Source organism: Halobiforma lacisalsi AJ5 (assembly GCF_000226975.2).
Lineage (GTDB): Archaea > Halobacteriota > Halobacteria > Halobacteriales > Natrialbaceae > Natronobacterium > Natronobacterium lacisalsi.
The window spans coordinates 1229589-1251974 of sequence record NZ_CP019285.1; the positions used below are offsets into that span (position 1 = coordinate 1229589).

Consider the following 22386-nt stretch of genomic DNA (forward strand, 5'->3'; position numbering starts at 1 on the left):
TTCTATTCTCCGGATCCCGGCGACTCCGCGGCGTCGGCCGCCATCCGTCCTTCGTACTTCTCGAGCGCTTCCGCGAGCGCCGCCTCGGCGTCGATCTCGAGGGCGTCGGCGAGCGCCAGCAGGGCGAACAGCGCGTCGCCGACCTCGTCGGCGGCGAGGTCGAGATCCCCGGGGGCGTCGCCGTAGCCGGTCGACGTGTTGGCGTCCTTGGCGAGTTCGCCCATCTCGGAGACGAGATCGAGCAGTCGGAACTCGGGGGGCGTCTCGAGGTCGTGCTCCTGGACGAACTCCGCTACCTGTCGTTGGGCGTCGTCGACGTCCATACGTCGCTCGAGACGGGGAACGTGTATGAACGGTGGTGGTTTGCGCTCCGGCCGTTCCGGACCGTGGACGGCGGCCGACGGGCGAACGGTACCGTCCTCGAGACTGCTCGGAGCGTCGCGCTCTGGTACCCGGCGGCTGACGGGGAGCGACGACCGACCGTCGGCCGACCGCCGTCTGCCGTAGGCGCAAGGCGTTTCCCGGCCGCCGGCGATCGGTTCACCATGAGCGAGACGACCGCCGAGATCGTACTGTTCGACGGGTTCGACGAACTCGACGCGATCGGCCCCTACGAGGTCTTCGAGAACGCCGCCGACCTCGGGGCCGATCTGGAGACCCGACTCGTGACGCTCGAGGGGGACGACGACATCGTGGCCGCGAGCCACGGGTTAGGCGTCGAATCCCAGGGAACGCTCGGCAAGCCGGACCTCCTCGTCGTCCCCGGCGGCGGCTGGACCGGCGAGGGCGGCGTCCGGGCGGTCGTCGAGGACGGTTCGCTTCCGGACGCGGTCGACGAACGGTACACCGCGGGTGCGACGGTCGCGTCGGTCTGTACCGGCGCGATGATCCTCTCGGAGGCGGGGCTGCTCGAGGGGCGGCCGGCGGCGACCCACCCGGTCGCGGTCGACGATCTGGCGGGGACCGACGCCACCGTGGTCGACGAGCGGGTCGTCGACGACGGCGACGTGCTCTCGGCCGGCGGGGTCACCTCGGGGATCGACCTGGCGCTGTGGATCGTCGAACGGGAGTTCGGTGAGGACGTCGCTGACGCCGTCGGCGAGCGGATGGCCCACGAGCGCCGCGGGGAGGTGTTCGGGTAGATGCAGGCGGTACTGTTCGACATGGACGGCGTCCTCGTCGACAGCGAGGACTACTGGGTTCGCTTCGAGCGCGAGGAAATCCTCCCTGCCGCGGTTCCACACGCCGACGTCGACCTCGCCGAGATCAGCGGGATGAACTACCGGGAGATCTACGACTACCTCGAGGACGAGTACGGGACCGAGATCACCCGCGAGGAGTTCGTCGACCGGTTCGTCGCGACGGCCGAGGAGATCTACGGCGAACGGGTCACGCTGCTGGACGGCCTCGGCAACCTGCTCGCGGAACTCGAGGACCGCGGCGCGTCGACGGCGCTGGTCTCGTCTTCCCCACACGACTGGATCGGCGTCGTCCTCGAGCGGTTCGGCCTCGAGGGCGAGTTCGACCGCGTGATCAGCGCCGACGACATCGACGCGGCGAGCAAGCCCGCGCCGGACGTCTTCGAGTTCGCGGCCGACGAACTCGGCGTCGCCGCGGCGGACTGCGTCGTTGTGGAGGACTCCGAAAACGGGATCGCAGCGGGCGCGCGAGCGGGCGCGTCCGTCGTCGCCTACCGGATCGACGCCCACGGCGACATCGACCGGTCGCCGGCCGACGCCGTCGTCGACTCGCCGGCCGCGCTTCGGGCGAGCGTCCTCGAGCGGATCGAGTGACCGAAGGCTACGGGCGAACGGCAACGACCGATCCACGACGCGACCGAAGCCGGAATGAACAGTTTCTGACAGATGACTCGAGGTCAGTAACTCTCCGGTCATCGGTTGAAATAGGGGCTGAGAACGAGAAACGAATATCGCGGGCGCAAGGTTTAGTATGCGAGAATGTAACTCACTCTACAATGACACTCTTACCGGTCGATACCGACGTCCTGGAAGACGTCTGTCGTGACATCGCCCAGGACAACTACGGATTTATCTACGTCTCCGACCAGAAAGGGGAGATCAAGTCCGCCTACGAGAGCGCGGACGTGGGGCTGGTGAACGCGCGCTCGCTGTCCTCGAGCGACATGCGCAAGGCCCTGACGGAGATGGCCGCAGACGAGTTCGTCGACCTCGAACAGCTCAGGGACGGCGTCTTCTACGTCGACCCGTTCGGCGTGAAAGGGAACATGAACATCACCCGGGAGCTGACCAACCTGTTCGGTCAACGCCTCGTCGTTACGGGCGAGACGCTGCGCTCCCGGTTCTCGCTGGCGATCGACGACATGGAATTCTTCGCCGACGAACTCGCGGACCGGAACTACCTCCGCCGGATCACCGCTGGGAAACGCGACTACTACACCATCGGCCCGCAACTCAAGGAACACGCCGACGACGTGGGCCTCGATTCCCGGCTCGAGCGGGAGGCCTCGAACGGCAAGATCGCCCACAGCGATCTCGAGAGCGTCATCGACGTCGACGCGACCTCGGACGTGATCCGCTATCTCGACCGCGAGGGGTACATCGTCGACCTCGACGGGGAGTACCTGGTCGAGGAGGCCATCGACGAGTACGGTCGCTACCTCGCCGAGGAGATCGAGGAAGCAGTCGAGAACGAGTTCGAGGAGTCGAGCTACGTCCTCCGGGTCGGCGAGTTCGACCAGGTCGTGGAAAACGAAATCGAGAGCCGGTTCGACGTCCTCTCGCAGGCCCGCAGCGTCCGCGGCGAGATCCTCGAGGAGACCCGGGCCACGCTCGTCGACCGGCTCGGCCTCGAGGAGGGGCGCGAGATGGTCGAGGCAACCGACCCCTTCGAGGACGTCGTCGAGGATCACGCCAGGCGGATCCTCACCGACCTGAAGGCCGAACAGGACCAGCTTCCCGGCACCCTCCCCGAGTGGATCGAACTCGCCGAGGAACACTTCACGGAACTACAGGTGAGTTCGACGACGGCGGTCAACGAGCACGTCCGGGACGCCGTCCGGGAACGGTACCGGTCACTGGTCAACGAAGAAGAGTTCGGCGGAATGGCGGCGTGACACTGACACGAGCAACTGCGAATCGGATCTGACACACCTCATCGACTACCACTATGCCACAAAAGTACGAATTCGAACGGATCGAAAGCGACGGACAGGAGTACGTGATCGCCGACCCGGTAAACCAGACCGACGACCCCGTGCGTCTCGACGCCCGCTGGATCGAGGGCGACGACGTCGAGGGTGAGTGGGAGCGGGCCGTCCGGGCGATCATCAAGACCGACCTGCTCGGTTCGATGGAGCTCAAGGAGGGCAACGGCCGGATCGACCGCCGCCGTGCCATCGAGACGCTCGCGTCGGCCAGCGACGAGGAGGGTGACATCGTCACCAGCGAACAGCAGGCGGAAGCACTCCTCGAGTTCTTCGCAGCCGAGGACATTCTCGAGCTCCAGGGCGGCCAGGTCGTCATGCTCCGGAATCCGAGCGACAACCCCGACGAGATCAACGGTCGGATGATCCTCAACTGGGCGGCGGCGATCGACGCCTGTGTCGAGAAGATCACCGAGACGATCGACCGGGTCGACAGCGCGAAACAGAAACTCGAGAACCGGATGGACGACATCGATCAGGACTCGGGCAAGATCGACGAACACCTCGAGGAGACTGCCCAGGAGCTCCGGAGCCTCGGCGACGGGGCGGGCGTTCCGGAGGATCCGTCGACGCTGCCGGCCGACGAGCGGGACCGCTTCCAGCAGCTCAAGCGGAAGCTGATCTACCACAAGAAGATGAAGGAGGCCGACCAGGAGAACCTGGCCGAGAAAGTCGAGAGCGGCACGGCTCGGCTGGCCGACAACATCGAGATGCTCGAGTCCGCGAAGAGCACGCTCGCGAACAAGCGCGAACAGGTCCGCACGCAGGCGCTGAAGAAGCAGACGTTCCCCGACGAGGCGATGAACATCGTCGACAACATGGGCGAACTGACGACCCAGTTGGCCGGCGTCGGCGGCATCGAGGAAGCGATCGAGGAGACCCCGGACCACGAGGTCGGCAGCGTCGTCGACGACGTGCTCGGCAACATCGAGAGCGTCGGCGAGACCGCCCAGCAGACGGCCGGCGAGGAGGTCACCGACGCCGACGGGGCTGCGGAGACGGAAACGAGCGAACTCGAGATGTCGTAGGATGCACGCCGATTCGTTGCTTCGAGGGGTCGGCCGGGTCGCCGAACAGGGAGAGCACCTGCTCTCCTTGCGGACGCTGTCGGGGCCCGACCCGTCGCGACGGGTCGACGTCGCGATGGGCGCGCTCGTCGATCTCGCGGAACTGCTGCGCGCCGGTGCGCCGTTTCCCCCGCGACCCGAGGTTGCCGGCCGCGGCAACGACTCGAGGGTTCCCCACCCGGACGGCGGCTCCCGGGAGTCGTCTCCCGACGACACCGGAACCGAGGACGCGCTCGTTCGGCGCGTCCTCGAGGTCGGCGACGAGCACGACGAGGTGACACTCGAGGCCTTCGACCCCGCAGTCGCCGACCGCATCGCGGACGCGAGCCGGTTCGAGACGGTCGGTTCTCGCGTGGTCGTGCCGCTCTCGTCGGCCGTCCCGTACGCCCGTAACTGGCGGCCGGTCATCGAGGCCCTGATCGACCGCGTCGAGGATGCTCTCGAGGACTTCAGGCGGATCGTACGCCGGGTGCGGGCAGCGGGTGGGAACGGGACGCTCGTGACCGGCTGCGAGGCGGTCGTCGAGATGCTCGAGACGCTCGCACTGGTCGTACAGCGGGCCGACGCGGATGCACGGTACGTCCGTGAGCGGACCGACCACCGCCAGGGCGAACTGCTCACGACGGTCGAGCGAGCCGCGACGCAACTGCGACCACAGCAACGGACTCGGTCCCAGACACGGAGTGACGACAATGCTTAACCTGACACCAATACTGAAACGAGACCAGCCGACGTCACGCATCAAGATCGGAGCCAAGAAGGTCGGACCGAACACCGACATCGTCGAGATTCGCCACAACGACAGGCGGGCGTTCTTCTACGTCGACCCCGTCGACGACTCGATCGTCGACGGGATCGGTAACAAGGTCCGGATGCACCAGAACGTCAAGACGGTGTTCGGGGGGATCGACCGGGGGAAGGACTTCCTCGTCGACCCCGACGCGGCGAAACGCGACGTCGTCGAGTGTTCGGCCGCGAAGATCCACACCAGCGAGGTGCCGCCCGACGAGCTCGAGCCGTTCCTCCGGGAGAACGACTACCTGCTGCACCCGATGGAGGAGGTCGTCCCCAAGGCCAACAGCGACGAACTCGCGACCTTCGAGGTCGCGGCGATGGAGCCGACGGGGTACAACACGCTCCGTGTAACCCACAACACCGACCTCGAGTTCATCGACGCCGGCGAACTGCGGGAACTGCGAGCGACGCGAAACGCGGCGAGCCACGGCCCCGGCGCGCCGGGACCCGGCGGCCCGGAGGAGGCGGCCGGCGACGAGGAGGAGGTGCAGGTGTCGCTCGAGCCGAAGAAACCGACCGTCAGCTTCGAGGAGGACGTCGCCGGACTCCCGGAGGTCAAGCGAACGGCGGAGAACCTGCTCGCGCTGTTCGATCCGGACGTTCGCGACGAGGTCGTCGAGCGGTACGGCGACGAGTTCGCCTCGCGGGGCAACAGCATGCTGCTGTACGGGCCGCCTGGCTGTGGGAAGACCCTCATCTCGGAGGCGATCGCCTACGAGGCGAAGTACAACTCGAACATCGAGGACAGCTACGGTGAGGTGAAGTTCCTCGAGATCAAGGGCAGTGACGTCCTCTCGAAGTACTCCGGCGAGTCCGAGAAACGCGTCGAGGCGATCTTCGAGAAGGCCCACGGGATCGCCCAGGAGGGGTTCGCGGTCCTCTTCTTCGACGAGGTCGACACCCTCATTCCGGATCGGGGTGACGACTCCCTGCAACGCCACGAGCGGTCGCTGACCAACGCCTTCCTCCAGGAGATGAACGAGATCGAGGACAACCTGCTCGTGATCGGGGCGACGAACATGCCCTTCACCATCGATCCGGCAGCTACTCGCCGGTTCCCGATCCAGCAGTTCATTCCCCAGCCCAACGAGGAGGTGATGGCCGAGGTCTGGCGCAAACACCTCTCCGAGATGTCCGGCACCGAGGGGATCGATTACGACCGCCTCGGCGAAGCCTCGAAGGGGTACACGCCGGCAGAGATCGCCGACCGCGTCCTCGGCAGCGAACTGCAGCGGGAGTTCGTCGAGAGCGTCTACCAGCCGGACAGGGAGCCGATCGAGCCGAACACCGACTACTTCCTCGAGCGGCTCGAGGGGACCGACCCGAAGACGATTCGCCAGTACGTCGCCAGCGTCCGGACCCAGATCGACGACCTCGAGGGGTATCCGGAACTGCGCCGGTACGTCGAGGAGCAGGCCGAGCGTCTGGGAATGCGACTGGGACCGGGGTCGGGGCCGTCCTCGCTCGAGACGTTGCTCGAGGCGGGGGCGAACGCTTCGGAGTCGAACGCGGATGGCGGTGGCGCTAACGACGGTGACGGTGACGGTGATGGTGATGGCGGTGACGGTGACGGTGACGGTGACGGTGACGGAGGCGAGAGCGGGGCCGGGGGCTCGAGTTCGGCCGTCGGCGCCGACGGCGGTACCGACGAGTCGGGCACCGCGGACGACGGCGCGTTCGAGTTCGGTGCTGACGGCGATACCGGCGATACCGGCGACGACGGAGGTGGCTCCGATGGCCGATAGCTACCGTCAGGTCGGCTCCTTCGAGAGCGGTCGAGTCGACGCAGTCGGGGTCGGCCGCGGAGCGATCGCCCTCGGGATCGGCACTCGCGTCGAGGTCGTCGAGGGGAGCCGGTCGACCGCGATCGACCACGGCGACCGGATCGACGACGTCGCCGTCGCCGATCGGGTGGTCGTCCTCTCGTCCGGGGACCTGACGACCTACTCCCGGGACGGCGACCGGCTCTGGAGCCAGGGAATCGGCGACGCACACGCGATCGCCGCCGTTCCCGACGCCGGGATCTGCGGGGTGCTCGGACCGGATCGCCTCCGTGCCGTCGAGATCGCGACCGGACGACAACGGTTCGACGTCGACCGAACCCGCCCCGGCGGCCGCGACGACGAACTGCTCGCAGTGCCGACCGGCTTCCTGATCGCCACCTGGTCGTTCCTCACGCACGTCGACCTCGAGGGCGAGGTCGACTTCGACCGCGACCTCTCGGCGGTGATCCGCAGCGTCGGCCGCTGTGACGACGTCATCGTCGCCGCCTTGCAAAGCGACCAGCTCGTGGGACTCCAGGCCGGAACCGGGGAACTCCGCTGGCGGACGGAACTCGAGGCGACCCACGTCGCCCCGGTCGGCGAGGGATCCGTGCTCGTCGGAACGGCCGCGGGCACGCGCGCAGTCGGTGCTGACGGGGCGACCGAACCCGTCGGTGACCTCCCGAACGGCGCGCCGTACGCGACGCCGGACGGGGGGATCGTCTGCTCCGTGCGCGAGGGGACGGTCTCGACGCACGTCCACGCGGGCGATCAGCTAGCGCTTGCCGTCGCGACGGACTCGGTCGGCGTCGGCGGGACGATCGACGTCGAGGTGACGAACCAGACCGATCGGGAGCGAACCGCCTCGCTCGCCGTCGACGTCACGGGTTGTTCGCTCTCGCCGAGCGATCGAACCGTCAGTGTAGACCCCGGCGGGACCGAAATCGTCGACTTTCCGGTGTCGTCGGTCCGCGCGGAGGGGGACGCGGACCTGGCGATCGCGGTCGACGGCTCCGTCGCTCACGAGGCGTCGATCACCGTCGAGGACGCCGCCAGCGGCGGCATCGCCGTCGAAACGGCCCTCGAGACGCGCACGATCGAGGACGGCGTCGCCGAACTCGAGGTCGCAGTCGAGAACGTCGGCGGGGTTTCGCTCGATAGCGTCACGTTGCTCGAGACGGAGGCCGGAACGGGCGAACTCCCGGCCGGCGAAACCTGGACGGGGACCGTGACTCGTCCCTACGAGCCCGAGCGCCGCGTCTCGGTCGGGCTCGAGGTCGCTCGCGGGGATCGGCGTCGGGAGTACGCACCGACGTGTACGCTCCCGTCCGCCCCGACGATCGATCTGGAATCCGGTCGGGACGCGCTTCGGGCGACCGTCGGGCTCGAGGGGGACGTGACGCTGTCCGATCGCCTGGTCATCGAGATGCCCGGAGCCGGACGCGTCCGGTCGCCGGTGACGATCGACGGCGACGAACTGCTGCTGGTCGTGCCCCAGTACGAGGAGGGGACGGCCCGCATTGGCTTCGACGCGCTCGGGATCGACGAGCGGATCCGGCTGTCGGATTCGGGTCCGTTCTCGACGCCGTCGCGTTCGAGTAGCCGGTCGGTGTCGGGAGCGGGGTCCCAGTCGCGTTCACGTTCGCAGTCCCCTTCCCGTTCCCAATCTCGATCCCGATCCGGCACCGATAGTGGAACCGAGTCCCGATCCGAGTCCCGTCCCCGCAGCGAGGCGACCGACGACACCGCTCGCTCGGACCCGTCAGAAACGGGATCACGAACGCGGGACGAGTCCCGTTCTCCGGCCGACGACGGATCGATTCCGGCGGCCGACGATGGCGACGACCGATCGGCTTCCGACACGACCGGATCACCGGCTCTCTCGGCGACGCGTCGCGTCCCCGATGCCGAGCCAGCGATCGGCCACGCGGTCCGCGATCGGATCGTCCTGCGAAACGAGGGCGACGGTCCCGCCGAAGACGTCGTCGTTGCAGTCGGTGACGATCAACGCCGGGTCGGTACCCTCCCCGCCGGCGAGACGGTGCCCCTCGAGCGGGCGGTAGGCGTCGTCTCCCCGGACGGCGTCGTGCTACCGTCGGTGGAGATCGAGGTGGGGGACGCGGTCGTCGACCGTCTCCCAGACCGCCGTCTCGAGGCGTCCGTGGGAGGTATCGCCGTCAAGGCCGCGGTGGACCCGGACGAGGGGACGGTGGCTGCCGACCTGGTGAACCGCGACGATCGGGACTGTCGGGTGCTGGGGCTCGAACTCGCCGACGCACCCCGCCCGGAATCGCTTGGCGAGCGACTCGAGGCCGGCGAAACGACGACCGTGGCAGCTTCCGTCGCTCCCGACGGGCAGTTAGAAGCGCTGGGAGAGGGCGAGGCCGCTCCCCTCTCGATCGCCGTCCGGTACGCCGATGGGGAAGAGGAGACGATCGACGCGCTGGCGACGGTTGCCCCGCTCGAGGCCGCTGGTGACGGCGCGGCCGCCGGTGGCGAGGGTGGGGACGATCTCCTCGACGAACGGCCGCTCGCCGTCGAAATCGGCCCGGAAACCCAGGCTGCAGGCGAGTACGGCTCCGTCGTCCTCGTCTTCGAGAACGAGAGCGATCGCGCGCTGTCGGACGTCTCCGTCTCGGCCGAGGGCGATCCGATCAACGAGATGTTCTACTCGGAGGCCCGCCGCGAGCGACTCGCTGCCGGCGACTGGATCGAACACTTCGTCGATCTCGAGGCCGGCATCGAGGACCCCACCTTCGAGGCAGTGGTGAGCTACGCCGTCGACGGTGCCGAACGGGAGTACACCATCCGGGCGTCGGGCCCGGCCGTCGCAGACGAGGACGCCTGGACCGACGACCACCTCGAGGCGTGGTCGGTCGAACGACTCGAGAGCGCGGAGTCGTCGGCCCCCGATTCGGGGGCGACGCCGTCGGTTCCCGAACTCCCGTCGTCGCTGTCGACGCCGCTTCGCCGGGGTAACTGAGGCCGGTTCCCGGTACGGTCGTCCAACTCGCGCCCCCCGTTTTTCGCTCGGCTCGTTGTCGTAGTACAGTCTGTAAGACCGACCGATATCGGGAGGGAGTGGTCGAAAATCCGAGGATAGAGAGTTCGGAAGCCGGTGCTACACGAGGAAATCGCCGGCCACCGACTCGCGGGCGTCCTGGAGGTACCAGTACATCCGTCGAGCGGTTCGCGTGACGATCGCCGCCGCGACCAGCCCGTAGACCCCGATCGCGAGGAACAGCGAGAGTCGGGCCGTCTCGAGCGCGCTGGCACGGGTCTCGTGTTCGGCGGCCACCGCTTCGGCACGACTCGACTCGCCCGCGTCCTCGAACGCGGCGACCGCCTCGTCGTACGACTCGTGCAGCGCCGCGGTCCTGTCCGTGACGGTGTCGTACTCGGCCGGATTCAGGAGCAGCGGTTGCCCGAGGACGGTAACGAACTGCTCGGACTCCATCGACTCCCAGACCTCGTCGGCCTCCTGGGCGGCGCTCTCGCCCGTGGCGACTGCCTCGGAGTAGTCTTCGAACGCGGCCTCGGCGTCGCTCTCGAGTTCAGCCGCTCGCTCTTCGTCGCCCTGTAGCAGGACGACCCGTGCGAGGTCCCGCTGGATCGTCGCCTCCTCGAGCAGGGAGAGATCGCCCGACTCGAGTTGTTGCTCGTAGTAGGCCTCCTGTTCGTCGATCAGCCCTGTCAGGTCGTCCTCTGCGGTTGCGAGGACCTCGTCGCTGTCGGCCCGGAGTTCGTCGCCTTCGAGACGCTCCGCGTACAGCGTCATCGTGTTGTACGCGGCCGAGGCCTGTACGATCTCGGCCTGGGCCTCGTCGTACTGGCCGTCCTCGAGCAGGGCCGTCGCTTCCTCCGACGCATCCAGATAGAGCGTCGACGCGCTGCCGAAGGTCAGAATCGTCGAGACGTCGTCGCCGTCGGCTTCCCCGGATCGCATCTGGGAATCCATCGTCTCGACCATCTCGAGGGTCCCGTCGGCGACGAGGCCGTCGTGTCCGGAGAGATCGTCCCGGATCGGATCGAGGTCGAGCGGGACGGGTGCGGCGACGATAGTCATCCGTTCGCTCTCGGCGTCGTCGCTGTCGAATTCGTAGGTCCACTTGTAGTTCGTCCCGAGTTCCGCGTCGGTGTCGAACTCGAGTGCGAACCTGACCGTATCCGACTCGCCCGCGAGGAGACCGCCCGGCGCGCTCTGGACGGTGAGCCAGTCGTCCGGGCCGTCCTCGAGCGTCATCTCGAGGTCGTAGATGTCGTTGTAGCCGAGTTCCTCTTCGACGGTGGCGGTGACTCGTTCGCCCTCGCCGATCGGTACGTCGCCGAGTGAGACGCTTTCGACCGCAATCCGCGTGTCGTGGACGATCTCGAGGTCCCCGTCGTAGCTCCCGCTTTCGACCGAGTAATCGGACGCGCTCGCGGTCGCCGAGAAGTCGTAGTCTCCCTCGGAGAGGCCGGTACTCGCCGTGACGACGACGTCGACCGTCTCGGTCGACCGGGCATCGATCTCGTCCGGAACGTTCTGGGTGTCGACCGAGATGTCCCAGCTCGAGGCCGAGGCGGAGACGCTGCTGACGTCGAGCGGCTGGTCGCCGTCGTTTGGCACCTCGAGTTCGATCGTCTCGGTGATCTCGTCGGTTTCGTCCCGTGGCTCGTCGAACACCATCGGATCGTCGAACTCGAGTTCGCCGAAGTAGCCGGGGTAGATGACTCGAGCCTCGACGTCGACCTGGCGGGTCTCGTCGTACTCGTATCGTGCATCCTCGAGTTCGACGGTCCAGGACAGCGACTCGTGTTGATCGACGTCCTCGTCGACCGTGATCTGCCACTCGGCGGTATCCTCGCCGCCCGGACCGGTCTGGACGCTGCCTTCGCCCCAGCTACTGCCGTCCATGTCGTTCAACTCGAGCGTGGCGTCCGGATCGTCGTCCACGATCCGCCACTCGACGCCCTCGAGGCCGGTATCGCCGCCGACCTCCTCGATGACGACTTCCCCGCTCGCGGTTTCGCCGACGAGCAGGTCGCCGGCGTCCAGGGGATCGTCCTCGAAATCCGGAGTCGGTGGCTGGGCTTCGACGGTGACGGTGAAGTCGAACGATACACCGTTGGCATCACCGTAGACTGTGTACGTGCCGGGGTCGGCGTCGTCGTCGACGTCGACGTCGAGATCGACGCTCTCGGAATCGCCCGGCGGGATCGTCACGGTCGTCTCCTCGACGTCGAACGGCTGTCCGCCGTCGTCGACGGAGATCGTCGCGTCGACGTCCTGTTCCTCTTCGGTCCCGCTCGTCCAGACCGTGACCGTGGTCTCGCCCGTTTCTCCGGCCATCACCTCCACGTCTTCGGCGCTCGCACTGCTGACGGATGCCGCCTGTGCGGCCGGCACCATCGTCAACCCGACCACTACTGCGAGCACCAGCAGTGCCACACTGCGCCTAGACATCCCCATCACCCACCGTCACGACGGACCCGACCTGCGCCCGTTCGTAGGTCCGTTGCCATGCGAAGATCCGCCCCAGCAGGATCGTCCCCAACAGTCCGACGATCACGCCGTACCCTACGAGCACCGACGCCGACGCAATCGCCAGCGACAGGCGAGCGTCACTCGTTTCGTCGTCGAGCGTCGCGAGCGCCTCCTCGCGGTCCTCGAGCCCGTGGAACGTTGCCTCCGCTCGAGCGTCGGCCACCGCGTCGTCGACCGTTCGTACCTCCTGGTACTGCTCGAACGTCCCGAGGACGTTCGGCGCGCCGGCGACAGCGCTGCCGACGTCGTTGCAGTCCCCGCAGTCGTCGAAGAATGCCTCGGCGTCGGCTTCGGCGTCGTCCATCTCCGCGAGAGCGGCCTCGTAGGCCGCGGTCTCTTGCTGGACCTGGAGGTTGAACTCCGCGGCCTCGTCCGGCATGTTCGCCCGTTCGTAGGCCGTCGCGGTCAGCGAGAGCAACTCGAGCCGGTCGGGGGTCCGCTCGGCCGCCTCGGCCTCGTCGTAGAGGCCGTCGGCAAGCCCCTCGTAGAACCGCGTTACCGCGAGGTCGGCGAGCGTCGCCTGGGTCTGTTCGTACTCCTCTAAGTCGGCGATGTGTGCGTCAGTCTCCTCCGCGTACTCCAGGCTCTCCTCGTAGTCGCCGTCCTCGGCGTGGCGGTACGCTCGATCGAACGCTACCATCGCGGCGCGCGCGGCCTCGAGTTGCGCGCGCTCGTCGTCGTCGAGGGTGCCGGTCTCCTGTACCTGGGTCACGGCGAAGGTCCGAATCGTCTCGAACTCGTCGTACTCCTCGTAGGCCTCGGTGCCCTCCATCGCCCGGAACTCCTCGAAGTAGTCGTCGGCCGTTTCGGGCTCGTCCGCCGCGGCGGCCCCCGCGAAAAGCGGCGCGGCCGCGACCGCTGAAACGGCGACGATCGCGACGAGGATCACCGCTCGAGCGTCGGCGCCCGGTGTTGTCGTCGTCAGTGTCGGTCTCGATCTCATCTCTAGAACACCGTCCGTGACAGTCGTTCGCGGAGGGAGTCGTGCTCGAACAACTGTTCGACCGCATCGAGCACGAGCAGGGACGCGTAGGCGGTGACGATCGCCTGGTCTCCCCGATCGGCGTCGCCGACCAGATCCCAGGCGCGGTTGTGCATCTCTCGGGCCGGCGCGATCTCGGAGACGTCCCGCCGGGCGTCCTCGATCTGCCCAGCGACGTCCTCGTAGCGTTGTTTGAGTCGGTTCCGCTGGCTCGTCGGATCGTCACTGAGGCGATCGAGCAACTCGGCGAGGTCGTACTCGCCGCGCCACCGGACGCCGGCGTCCGGCATGTCAGCACAGGCGGCAAAGAGGTCGACGTTGCGCTTGGTCGTCATCGCATCGTTGATCGCCTCGGTCGTCTCCGCGGCGGCCTCGAGGATCGCGTCCGCGACCGCGTCAGGGTCGTGGTCGCCGCCGACGAACAGGTGACCGGCGTCGGGCATCGACTCGACGGTCTCGAGCATCGACTCGACGACCGACGCGTAGTACTCGGGGATCGACGTATCCCGGCCCGACTGGGCCGCGAGCGACTCGAGGTCGCGCCGGACGTCGGCGATCCGGTCGCGCTGGCCCTGGGAGAGCGACCAGGTGAAGCGGGCGTCGACCTCGGCCGTCGCCGTTCCGTTCTCGCGGACGACGAGGTCGGCCTCGCCGCCGGCAAAGAGGTCCGAACGGTCGCCGGGCGAGGGAACCTCGACGCGGTACCGACCGGCCATCACGTCGTCGCGGGTCGCAGTCCCGTTGCGCCCGGTCGTCGTCCGGAAGCCCTTCGAGCGTTGCTGGAGGAACCGCTCGCTGTCCTCGGGCGTGACCCGAAGCGCCATCGACTCGGTCGCGACGCCGTCGATCCGAGAGACGATCTTCACCCGGCCGGTTCGAGGCTCGAGTTCGACCGTGCGGTCGTCGTTGCGACCGAACCGGACGGTCTTCGTCCGACTCTCGTACTTGTTCGCTTCGTGCCCGATCTCGACTTCGACCCCGGAACTCGAGCCGTCGTTCGGCGGTTCGATCGTCACCGTGCCCCGCTTGCCGGTCGTCTTCGAGGCGCCGTCGGCCGTGCGGACTGTCGCTCCGGGAACCGGGTCGCGGTCCGATGCATCGACGACGGTGAGCGTCGTCTCGGAGGTGACGGTCAACACCGCACTCGAATTGCGTCGGCTGACCGTTTCGACGTCCGACGTTTCGGAGCCGTGCTTGGCGATCAGTTCCCACGTTCCCCGATCGGGCAGGGAAACGGTACCGCTCCCGCCGACGATGGTCGAGGAGCCGTTCCGGTCGCCGTCGCCCGCCTCGCGGTAGTGGACGGTCGCCTGACCGGTGAGTTTCCCGCTCCCGTCACTGATCGTCACATCGGCGGTGAAGCCGGGAGTCACGTCGGCTCCGCTCGAGCGGTTGCCAAGCAGAGCGTACGAAAGCGGCGCGACGGCGGTTCCGAGGAGGACGCCGCCTGCCCCGACGCCGTGGATGACCGGATCGATCGGAAAGACGTTCCCGGTGACGTAGAGCACGCCGATGGTCCCCGCGAGCGCCAGACAGAACGTGGTCAGCGCCGAGAGGGCGACCTTCGCCGTCGTCGGTTGCCCGCCGATGCGGACCCCTGCTATGCCGATTCCGAGTCCGAGGACGAGCGATAGCACCACCGGCGACCCGATCGTTCCGACGACGATCGCCTGCGTGACCATCCCTGCCTCGTCGGTGTCCGCGGTGTCCGGTTCGACGAGTTCGACCGTCGCCGTTCCGGCGACGGTCTGAACGAGCACGGTGTCGTCCTCGCCGATGGAGTCGATCCCAGCGGACTCGAGGTCGAGTTCGAGCGTCCCTTCCTCGTCCATGCCGTCGACCCCGACCGTGTGGGCCGTGCTGTCGTTCGGTTCGAGGACGGCACCGGTAACCTCGAGGTCGGCCGCCGCTTCGTCGAACGAGAGCGTCGAACCGTCCGCCACCGCCGTAAGGCCGAACGGCCCGTCGTACTCGAGTGACTCGTCGATCTCGAGGTCACCGGCGTCGTTCGCGGCGACGACCTCGACGTCGATACTCCCCTGCGGTGACAGCGAGGAGAGTCCGAGGACGCCGGGTCGGTTCGGTTCCACGGTAGCGACGTACCGTCCGTCGCTCCCTTCCGCGACCACGTCGTACTCCTGATCCGTCTCGAGCCCGGGATACCACAGCGAGAGACGGTCGTCGATCGACCGGAGTTCCGGCTCGAGGACGATCGGCTCGTCGGGAGCTTCGAAAACAGCCGGCCCGTCGGACTCGGCCAGCACCGCGAGTTCGATCGGCTCGCCGGCACCCAGCGCGGCGACGCCTTCGCGCTCGAGTTCGAGTTGGCTGCCGTTTCCGCGGATCGTTCCCTGGAACGAGTCGCTCTCGGATCCGCTCTCTCCGCTGACGGCGACCGTGTCGCCGGCGGCGACGCCGGTCGTCGCCGAGGCGTTCAGCGGCACGCGGAGTTTGTCGCTCTCGCTTTCGTTTTCGTCTTCGTCTTCGTCTTCGTCGTCGGTCGCGTCGGTCCACACGGGTAGATCGTCCGAGACGGTCACGGCGTGAAGCGGGACTCCTTCGTGGTCGGCCGACGCCGTCTCGCCGTCACCGGTGACCGAGACGGTGACGTTCGCGTTCGTCAACGAGACCCCGGCGGCGTCCCCCTCGTCGGGATCGGTGACGTCGAACGCGAACTCGGTTCGACTTTCGTTTTCGCCGACCTCTTCCGCGTACGCGACGTCGGCGTCCTCTACGTCGATGCGGACCTCTTCGAGGGAGTCGACCCCGGACTCGGACAGGGTCACGATGAGGTCGTGACCCTCGCGCTCGAGGTCGACCTCGAGGGCGGCCTCGCCGTCCTCGTTTTCGTTCTCGTTCCCGTCTTCGTCGGCCGCCGCGACGTCCGCGACGACCGCACCGCCGAGCGCGAGTGCCGCGACGAGCGCGAGTGCGACGAGGACCCGTCTCACGGTCGTGGCGCGACCGTCGGGCGGGGAGTCCCGGCGTCGATTGCGTTCGTATCCTACCATGTCTGCATCACTCCGCGTTCCGCTCCACGTACGACTCGAGGTTGTCGACGATGCGATCCAGTTCCGCCCGCGAGAGGTCGCCCTCGCCGCGACCCTGCCCGGCGAGGCTGTCGCCGAGCATCTCGAACTCGTCCCATGAGTGCTCGAGCAGCGGGTTCAGGTCGAACCCGCCGAGCAACAGCAGGACGTCGATGTCGCTTCCCCGACCTCGTTTGGGGGTGAGGCTGGCCTGGCCGGCGACGTTGATGTCGTGTTTCCCCGTCCAGTCGCGGAACGCACCGTAGACGTCGGGTTCGGTGATCTCGTCGTTCTCGATCATGCTCTCGGGAGCCCGTACGATCGCGTAGGCCGCCTGGGTCGTGCCGACATCCATCGGGACGTAGGTGTTCTCGGCGGCCTGATCGAGCATGTACTCGAGTTCGTAGACGTTTCCGTTGAGTTCGGTCGCGACGGCTGGCGTGAAGTGGTAGGCGTCCATCTGGGACGGGATCGTGACGTAGTCTTTCACGTCGATGACGCTGCGCGTCTCCCGGCCCGCGCCGATCATCAGGTCGATCGCAGTGATGATCGCGTCGTTGATGGAGTCGTAGTGACGGCCGTTGCCGTTCTCCTCCTCGTCCAGGTGGGAGTTCGCCGCCAGCAGGACCATGTCGCCGTTCTGCTCCCCCTCGCCGGTTCGAAGCAGCCGGGAAAGACCACAGACGGCGTTGAAGTGTCGCTGGGGCTGCTCGTAGTAGTAGGGCCAGACGCCGAAGGCCGTGTGGATCACGCTGTCCATCCACCGCTCCGAGGCCCCGTTATCGTTCAGATCCTCGAGGCCGTTCTTGAACTGATCGACGACGTAGGGAATCGATCCGTTCCCGGTGCCGCCGCCGAGCGTGGCGACGTGCATGAACGCGTCGGTCGTGCCGAACTCCTTGATGTTCTCGACGATCCGATCGAGGTCCTCGCGGGCGCAGGCCTCCCCGTTCGGGAAGAAGTTCCCCGCACCCTGCTGGGAGCCGAACTCCAGCGCGTGGGATTCCATCATCTCGTCTTCGTCCCGGTCGGTCCCCATCCCGCCTTGCATCCGGTCGATCGTGTTCCGGAGGTCGGCGCGGTTGGTGTTCATGACCAGGATCCGGTCGTCGATCCCCGGATTCTCGCTTCGATCGAAAAACTGCGACGCGATTCGTCCGCCACCCTCTCCCGAGGCGATGACGCTCCATCTCGTAAACGTGTCCGTTCGTGCCATTTATCGTACCTCGATCGCTGTTTCGGTGGTCGTCACGCTGTACTCCACGTCCGCGTCGGCGTCGACGGCCACGACCGCATCCCGGACGACCGAATCGGGAACTGGCGCCGACAGGAAGTTCCGCTCGAGTTCGTCGAAGGTCAGCCGGTCGCCCGGCTCGACGTTGTACCGGACGACGTTGGTCAGTTCCCGCTCGAGTTGCTCGCGGTCGTAGACGACGACGTCGTCGCCGTCCCGACAGACGTCGTAGGCCGTCTCCTCGGCCCACGCTGCCAGGAGACACGGTGCGTGGCTGTCCCGAACGGGCAAGTCCATCGCCGTCGAAACGTATCCCTCGTCGGCGAACAGGTCCCCGAGACGGGGTCGCATCTCCGGCAGGACCTCCTCCATGTCGGCATCGACGTCCTCACAGAGTTGCTCTCGAAGCCCGCGCTCGACGAACTCGACGTCGATCGTCGTCTCGCCGTCGACCCGAATTTCCCGCTCGACGGGGGCGAAATCCTCGTCGCCCGGATCGGCCGCGAGAGTGTGTGTCCCCGCCGGCACGTCCGGGAACGTCGCGGTGCCGGCGATTCGCGTCTCGAGGGTCTCGGTCGCCGCGTAGCCGTCGGTCAACTCGAGCGTGGCGGTCCGGACGTCGCCACCGCGCTCGTAGGTCACCTCGACCGCGAGTTCGTAGGTCTCGACGTCGCCGCGCCTGAGCACGGGAACGTCGGGGTCGAACTCGACGCCGTCGTTGCGTCGGAAGTACAGGCCGAGGAACTGGTCGGCGTGACGCATCGGCAGGTCGTCGCCGGTGACCTCTCCTTCGCGCTCGAGGGTCGTCTCGATCGTGTCGGCGACGTCGTCGTAGGCGTCGACGACCGCAGCCTTCGTATTTGCCGTCTCGAGGGCGTCCCGAAGCTGGGTCGCGACCTCGCTCCAGCGGTCGGCCAACGCGTCGAGGTCGTCGATCTCCTCGAGTTCGTCGACGAACCGCTCGCCGACCACCTCCGGCTCCGCGTAGTACCCCGGCGGGAGGTCCGCTTCCCGCAGCGTTCGGACGTCGTCCTCGAGGTCGCGTTCCATCGTCGCGATCATGTCGATACACGTCCGGCGCAGGTCGGCCCGCGGCCGGCTCAGTTCCGCGAGGTCGAGCGCGGAGTCGAGCGACTCCACCTCGGACTCGATGCGATCGACGTCGTCGACGTACTCGGCGTCGACGTAGGCATCGACGTCCGCCCGGTCGACGGCATCGATCAGATCCAGCAGCGACTCCCGCTCGCTCTCGAAGGAGCCCGAGAACTGGTCACGAAGTCGGTCGCGAGCCTCGAGGATCCGCTCGACTGCGGTGCCGAACTCGTACCGCTCGAGCGCGGTCTCGGCGTCCTCGAGGTCGCGTTCGACGGCGTCCGCGTCGTCCGGCCGGACGTCGCCCCGGCCCATCTCGCGGACCGTCCCGATCGCGGTTTCGATCTCGTCGGTCGCGTCCGATCGCAGGCCGTCGATCGCGTCTCGACACTCCGGCACGGTCGCTCCCTTCTCGGGATCGAGTTCGGGAGACGAGCCGCGATCGGCGCTCGCGAGGTCGACCTCCGCGAGCCGCTCGAGGGCGTCGTCGACGCGTTCCTGCTCGGCCGCGCCGAACTCGCGGAACGACGATTCGATCTCCGCCTCGACGCTCTCGATCTCCGTCGAGAGCTGCTCGAACTTCTGGAGGTCGGCGCTTTTGACGCCCTTCCCGAGGTCGAACGCGCCGGACTCGAGGTCGAAGGAGACTCCCTCGGTTCGGAAGTCGCCCTCGATCGACTCGAGGCGGGCGTCCACGCCGGGGCTCCAGTTCGGATAGGCGGCCTCGAGGTCGTTCACCCGTCGTACGCACTCCTGGAACTCCTCGGCGACCGACCGGGCGCGGGTACGGACGAACTGCTGTTCGCTGGTACCGCTTCGGGCGACGACGCCGCGAACGTACAGCGTGATGCCCACTACGACGACCAGCGGGATGCCGACGAGAACGAACCAGGTCGCGGCCTGGGAACCGGACCAGACGAAGATGCCGGCCCCGATCGCCGCCGCGAGCACGACCAGTCCGCCGATTCCCGCGGCGGTCTTTGCGTTCCCGTTCATCCGATCACCCCCAGAACTTGTGTGCCGCCGTCGATCACGACGGCGAAGACGGCGATACCGGCGACAGCCAGCAGGAGACCGATCAGCATCGGCAACAGCGCCGCCTTGCGATCGTAGCTGACGTCGCGGCTCAGTTTCATCTTCTCCTCGACGCGTCTCGCAGCGATCAGCGGCACTGCCGCCCCGGCAACCGTCCCGACGACCAATCCGCCGGCGAGCGAACCGAGCAACGAGAGCCTGACCGTCGACTGTGGTTCGGCCCGCTTCTCTTCGACGGCAGTTCCGTAGTTCTCGGTCGCGGCCTCGAGGGCGGTTTCCCGGTCCGCCCGTTCGGTTTCGATCGCCTCGATGGCGGCGAACGTTCCCGTTGCGTTCCCGTCCGCCGTCTCGCTTCTCAGGTGGTCGATCAGTTTCGTCTCGTTATCGATCATGTCCTCGTGTCGGTTCTCGAGTTCGCGCAGCGTCTCGTTCGCCTGCTCGAGGTCATCGCGATCGAACTCGCCGTCGTCCTCGATCGCGGTGATCGTCTCGTTCAACTCGGCGATGGCGGCCGTGAGGTTCTCGCTCGCCGTGACGTAGTTCCGCTCGTGGAAATGGTACTGTCCGTCGGCCCCCGCAACCCAGTCGACACCCTCGAACGTCTCGTTCGTCGCGTACTCGCTCGTGGCGATCACGACCTCGACGCCGTCGGGGCGGTCCTCGAATTCGTCGGTCTCGACGTATTCGGGGAACGCGACCCGATCGGTCTCCGTGCCGTCGGGGGCAGTAACGGTGATCCCGTAGCTTCCGTCGACCGTCCCCGCGTCGCGGTCGGCCTCGAAGCCGGTCGTGTCGCTCGTGTCGAGCCACTCGCCGGTCGCCGGTTCGTCACCCTCGCAGTAGACGAGGTCGAACGTCGATCCGGCGTGGAGCGTGACTTCCTTGTCTTCGGCCTCGTCGTCACCATCGACGACGGCGACGACCGTCCGCTCGTCGGCCTCGTACCCCTCACAGGGGTCCTCGACGGCCGCGGCGCTGCCGCCAAAGGCGACGATACCGACCGTCAGCACTGCCAACACGATCAGGATCGAGGCTCGCGTTCCTCCGCTCGTCATCGTAGCTTCCCCCCGATCTGCTTGTTCTTGTACCAGTATGTGAGGCCGCTCGCGACGACGATGCCGAAGCCGAGTCCGATCAGCAGTCCACCGCCGACGAGCACGAGGGCCTGTCCCTCGAGTTCGACCGTGGTGATCGCCTTGTCAGTCACGTCGGTCGCCGTTCCGACCGGCGATTCATCGGTCCCGGCAGCGGCGGTCGCGACGGCGATACCGATCCCGAGACAGAGGGCTGCGGCCGCGCTCGCGGCCCGCGTGACCGTTCGGGACCAGCCCTGCATCATGCGAGCAACTCCTCCGTTTCCCGTTCGTAGGCGTCCGCCGCGGCTTCGATCTCCTCGAGTCGGTCGAGATCCTCGCGCCGGTAGGTCAGAAGCGTCGTCACCGACGCGAGGTTCCGGTCGCTGAGCGCGACGCCCAGGTTCACTTCGTTCAGCCCGCAACTGCGCTCGAGGAACTCCTTGACCGTCCCCGTCTCGACGCTGTACGAGCCCGCCCCGAGGTTCGAACTCGGTGCCCTGATCAGCGAGATCGCTTTCTGTGCGTCCTCGACGTCGGCGTTCGCGACCGTCTGCTTGGAGGCTGACAGCCGCGACAGCGCCGCGCTGTCTACGTCCCGTTTGCCGACGAACGGCAACAGGTAGCCCGAGAGCGATCGGGTCATCGTCACCGATCGCCCGATCGCGCCGTAGCCCGGCCGCGACTCGTCAGTACCGACGCCAAAGGATAGCGACGTCACGATGTCCTGGACGTCGATGTCCGGGGTGTCGACCCCGTCGACCTCGCTGGCGTCGACGCTGCTCAGCATCGGGCCGGCGACCATGTCGTGGATCGCCGTCGCCACGTACTCGTTGTACTCGCCGAACTCGCCGCCGGCGGAGTTGAGGTAGGAGATCCGCTGGTTGTCTACGAGGATGATCCCGTCGACCTCGTCCTCGAGCCGGTCGAGCCCATAACGGGCGTTCCAGGCCTGCCGGCCGGCGTTGGTCTCGTCGTCGGCGTTACTCCGGGTGTTCGGGAGAACGGCGACTGCGACGACCTTGGTTCGACCGTCGGTGAACTCCTTGATCTCTCGAGCCAGGTGGGGACCGATCCCGCAGCCGGTCCCGCCGCCGAGTCCGAGAAAGAGGAAGGCGAACTGGATCGTGTCCGATCGGCCGGGGTCGACGGCGGGTTCCTCGTCGTCGCCCTCGCCCTCGTCATCGGCGTAGGCCGTCTCGTAGCCGCCGTCGAATTTCTCCCCGAAGATCGTCTGTAGCTCCGAGGCGTGATCGCTCATTACCTCGTCGGCGGCGGCCGGGTTGCGCCCGAACCCGCCGGTGACCATCTCCTCGAACCCGGGTTCGGTTCCCTGCACCAGGCCGTGCTGTTCTGCGACGCCGTACTGATCCTCGACAGGCACGTTGGACAGGTTCTGGAGGTCCCGCATCGTCGAGTTGAAGACCAGCGGCCGACCGAGCGTCGAGATGTCGGTCGACTCGAACAGCCCGAGCATCGAGTCGTCGGTGTGATCGAAGATCGCGTCGACGATCGCTCCCCCTGCCTGTCCCGCCCCTACGAACAGGTACGTCATGTGAATATCAGCCCGTTGTTTATTTCATACGGAAAAATAGTCGCTAAACG

At 67.3% G+C, this 22386-nt stretch carries 16 protein-coding genes; 7 read left to right on the forward strand and 9 right to left on the reverse strand.

What is annotated here, in order from left to right; all coding sequences use genetic code 11:
- Positions 1 to 2: 2 nt before the first annotated feature.
- A complete protein-coding gene (locus CHINAEXTREME_RS05815) occupies positions 3 to 323 on the reverse strand; it encodes a MazG-like family protein (protein WP_007141541.1) in 321 nt (106 codons plus the stop codon).
- Between the two features lie 222 nt (positions 324 to 545).
- On the opposite strand from CHINAEXTREME_RS05815, the gene CHINAEXTREME_RS05820 reads away from it, so the two are divergent.
- The 7 genes from CHINAEXTREME_RS05820 (at position 546) to CHINAEXTREME_RS05850 (ending at position 9792) form a co-directional block, all read left to right on the forward strand.
- Positions 546 to 1142: a DJ-1/PfpI family protein gene (locus CHINAEXTREME_RS05820; RefSeq protein WP_029601401.1), complete on the forward strand. Its 597-nt coding sequence runs from the start codon at positions 546 to 548 to the stop codon at positions 1140 to 1142.
- On the forward strand, positions 1143 to 1793 hold the full coding sequence (locus CHINAEXTREME_RS05825) for an HAD family hydrolase (protein ID WP_007141543.1): 651 nt from the start codon (positions 1143 to 1145) through the stop codon (positions 1791 to 1793). It begins immediately after the preceding gene.
- A 182-nt stretch (positions 1794 to 1975) separates the two neighbouring features.
- Complete coding sequence (locus CHINAEXTREME_RS05830; RefSeq protein WP_007141544.1) at positions 1976 to 3094, forward strand: hypothetical protein; 1119 nt, start codon at positions 1976 to 1978, stop codon at positions 3092 to 3094.
- Between the two features lie 53 nt (positions 3095 to 3147).
- Positions 3148 to 4212: a hypothetical protein gene (locus tag CHINAEXTREME_RS05835; protein ID WP_007141545.1), complete on the forward strand. Its 1065-nt coding sequence runs from the start codon at positions 3148 to 3150 to the stop codon at positions 4210 to 4212.
- Between the two features lies 1 nt (position 4213).
- Positions 4214 to 4951 carry a hypothetical protein gene (locus CHINAEXTREME_RS05840; RefSeq protein ID WP_007141546.1) on the forward strand — a complete coding sequence of 246 codons (738 nt, stop codon included), beginning with the start codon at positions 4214 to 4216 and terminating at the stop codon, positions 4949 to 4951.
- The gene (locus CHINAEXTREME_RS05845) at positions 4944 to 6791 is read left to right on the forward strand and encodes an ATP-binding protein (RefSeq protein ID WP_007141547.1); all 1848 of its coding nucleotides are present in this window, start codon (positions 4944 to 4946) and stop codon (positions 6789 to 6791) included. Before CHINAEXTREME_RS05840 ends, CHINAEXTREME_RS05845 begins: the two co-directional genes overlap by 8 nt.
- Positions 6781 to 9792, forward strand: coding sequence for a COG1361 family protein (locus tag CHINAEXTREME_RS05850; protein ID WP_238593351.1), 3012 nt, complete (start codon positions 6781 to 6783; stop codon positions 9790 to 9792). The genes CHINAEXTREME_RS05845 and CHINAEXTREME_RS05850 overlap by 11 nt, the downstream gene beginning before the upstream one ends.
- 138 nt (positions 9793 to 9930) lie before the next feature.
- Here the strand turns inward: CHINAEXTREME_RS05850 and CHINAEXTREME_RS05855 are convergent, their stop codons facing one another.
- Genes CHINAEXTREME_RS05855 through CHINAEXTREME_RS05890 form a run of 8 tightly spaced genes read right to left on the reverse strand, consistent with a single transcriptional unit; the run spans position 9931 to position 22336 of the window.
- On the reverse strand, positions 9931 to 12255 hold the full coding sequence (locus CHINAEXTREME_RS05855) for a COG1361 family protein (protein WP_238593352.1): 2325 nt from the start codon (positions 12253 to 12255) through the stop codon (positions 9931 to 9933).
- Positions 12248 to 13279: a hypothetical protein gene (locus CHINAEXTREME_RS05860; protein WP_238593353.1), complete on the reverse strand. Its 1032-nt coding sequence runs from the start codon at positions 13277 to 13279 to the stop codon at positions 12248 to 12250. Before CHINAEXTREME_RS05860 ends, CHINAEXTREME_RS05855 begins: the two co-directional genes overlap by 8 nt.
- Positions 13280 to 13281: 2 nt before the next feature.
- Positions 13282 to 16329: a hypothetical protein gene (locus CHINAEXTREME_RS05865; RefSeq protein ID WP_007141551.1), complete on the reverse strand. Its 3048-nt coding sequence runs from the start codon at positions 16327 to 16329 to the stop codon at positions 13282 to 13284.
- 7 nt (positions 16330 to 16336) lie between these two features.
- The gene (locus CHINAEXTREME_RS05870; protein ID WP_007141552.1) at positions 16337 to 17563 is read right to left on the reverse strand and encodes an FtsZ/tubulin family protein; all 1227 of its coding nucleotides are present in this window, start codon (positions 17561 to 17563) and stop codon (positions 16337 to 16339) included.
- Positions 17564 to 19669: a hypothetical protein gene (locus tag CHINAEXTREME_RS05875; protein ID WP_007141553.1), complete on the reverse strand. Its 2106-nt coding sequence runs from the start codon at positions 19667 to 19669 to the stop codon at positions 17564 to 17566.
- Positions 19666 to 20763, reverse strand: a complete 1098-nt coding sequence (locus tag CHINAEXTREME_RS05880) for a hypothetical protein (protein ID WP_007141554.1) — start codon at positions 20761 to 20763, stop codon at positions 19666 to 19668. The genes CHINAEXTREME_RS05875 and CHINAEXTREME_RS05880 overlap by 4 nt, the downstream gene beginning before the upstream one ends.
- The gene (locus CHINAEXTREME_RS05885; protein WP_238593354.1) at positions 20760 to 21047 is read right to left on the reverse strand and encodes a hypothetical protein; all 288 of its coding nucleotides are present in this window, start codon (positions 21045 to 21047) and stop codon (positions 20760 to 20762) included. Before CHINAEXTREME_RS05885 ends, CHINAEXTREME_RS05880 begins: the two co-directional genes overlap by 4 nt.
- Complete coding sequence (locus CHINAEXTREME_RS05890) at positions 21044 to 22336, reverse strand: FtsZ/tubulin family protein (RefSeq protein ID WP_007141556.1); 1293 nt, start codon at positions 22334 to 22336, stop codon at positions 21044 to 21046. The genes CHINAEXTREME_RS05885 and CHINAEXTREME_RS05890 overlap by 4 nt, the downstream gene beginning before the upstream one ends.
- Positions 22337 to 22386: the final 50 nt, after the last annotated feature.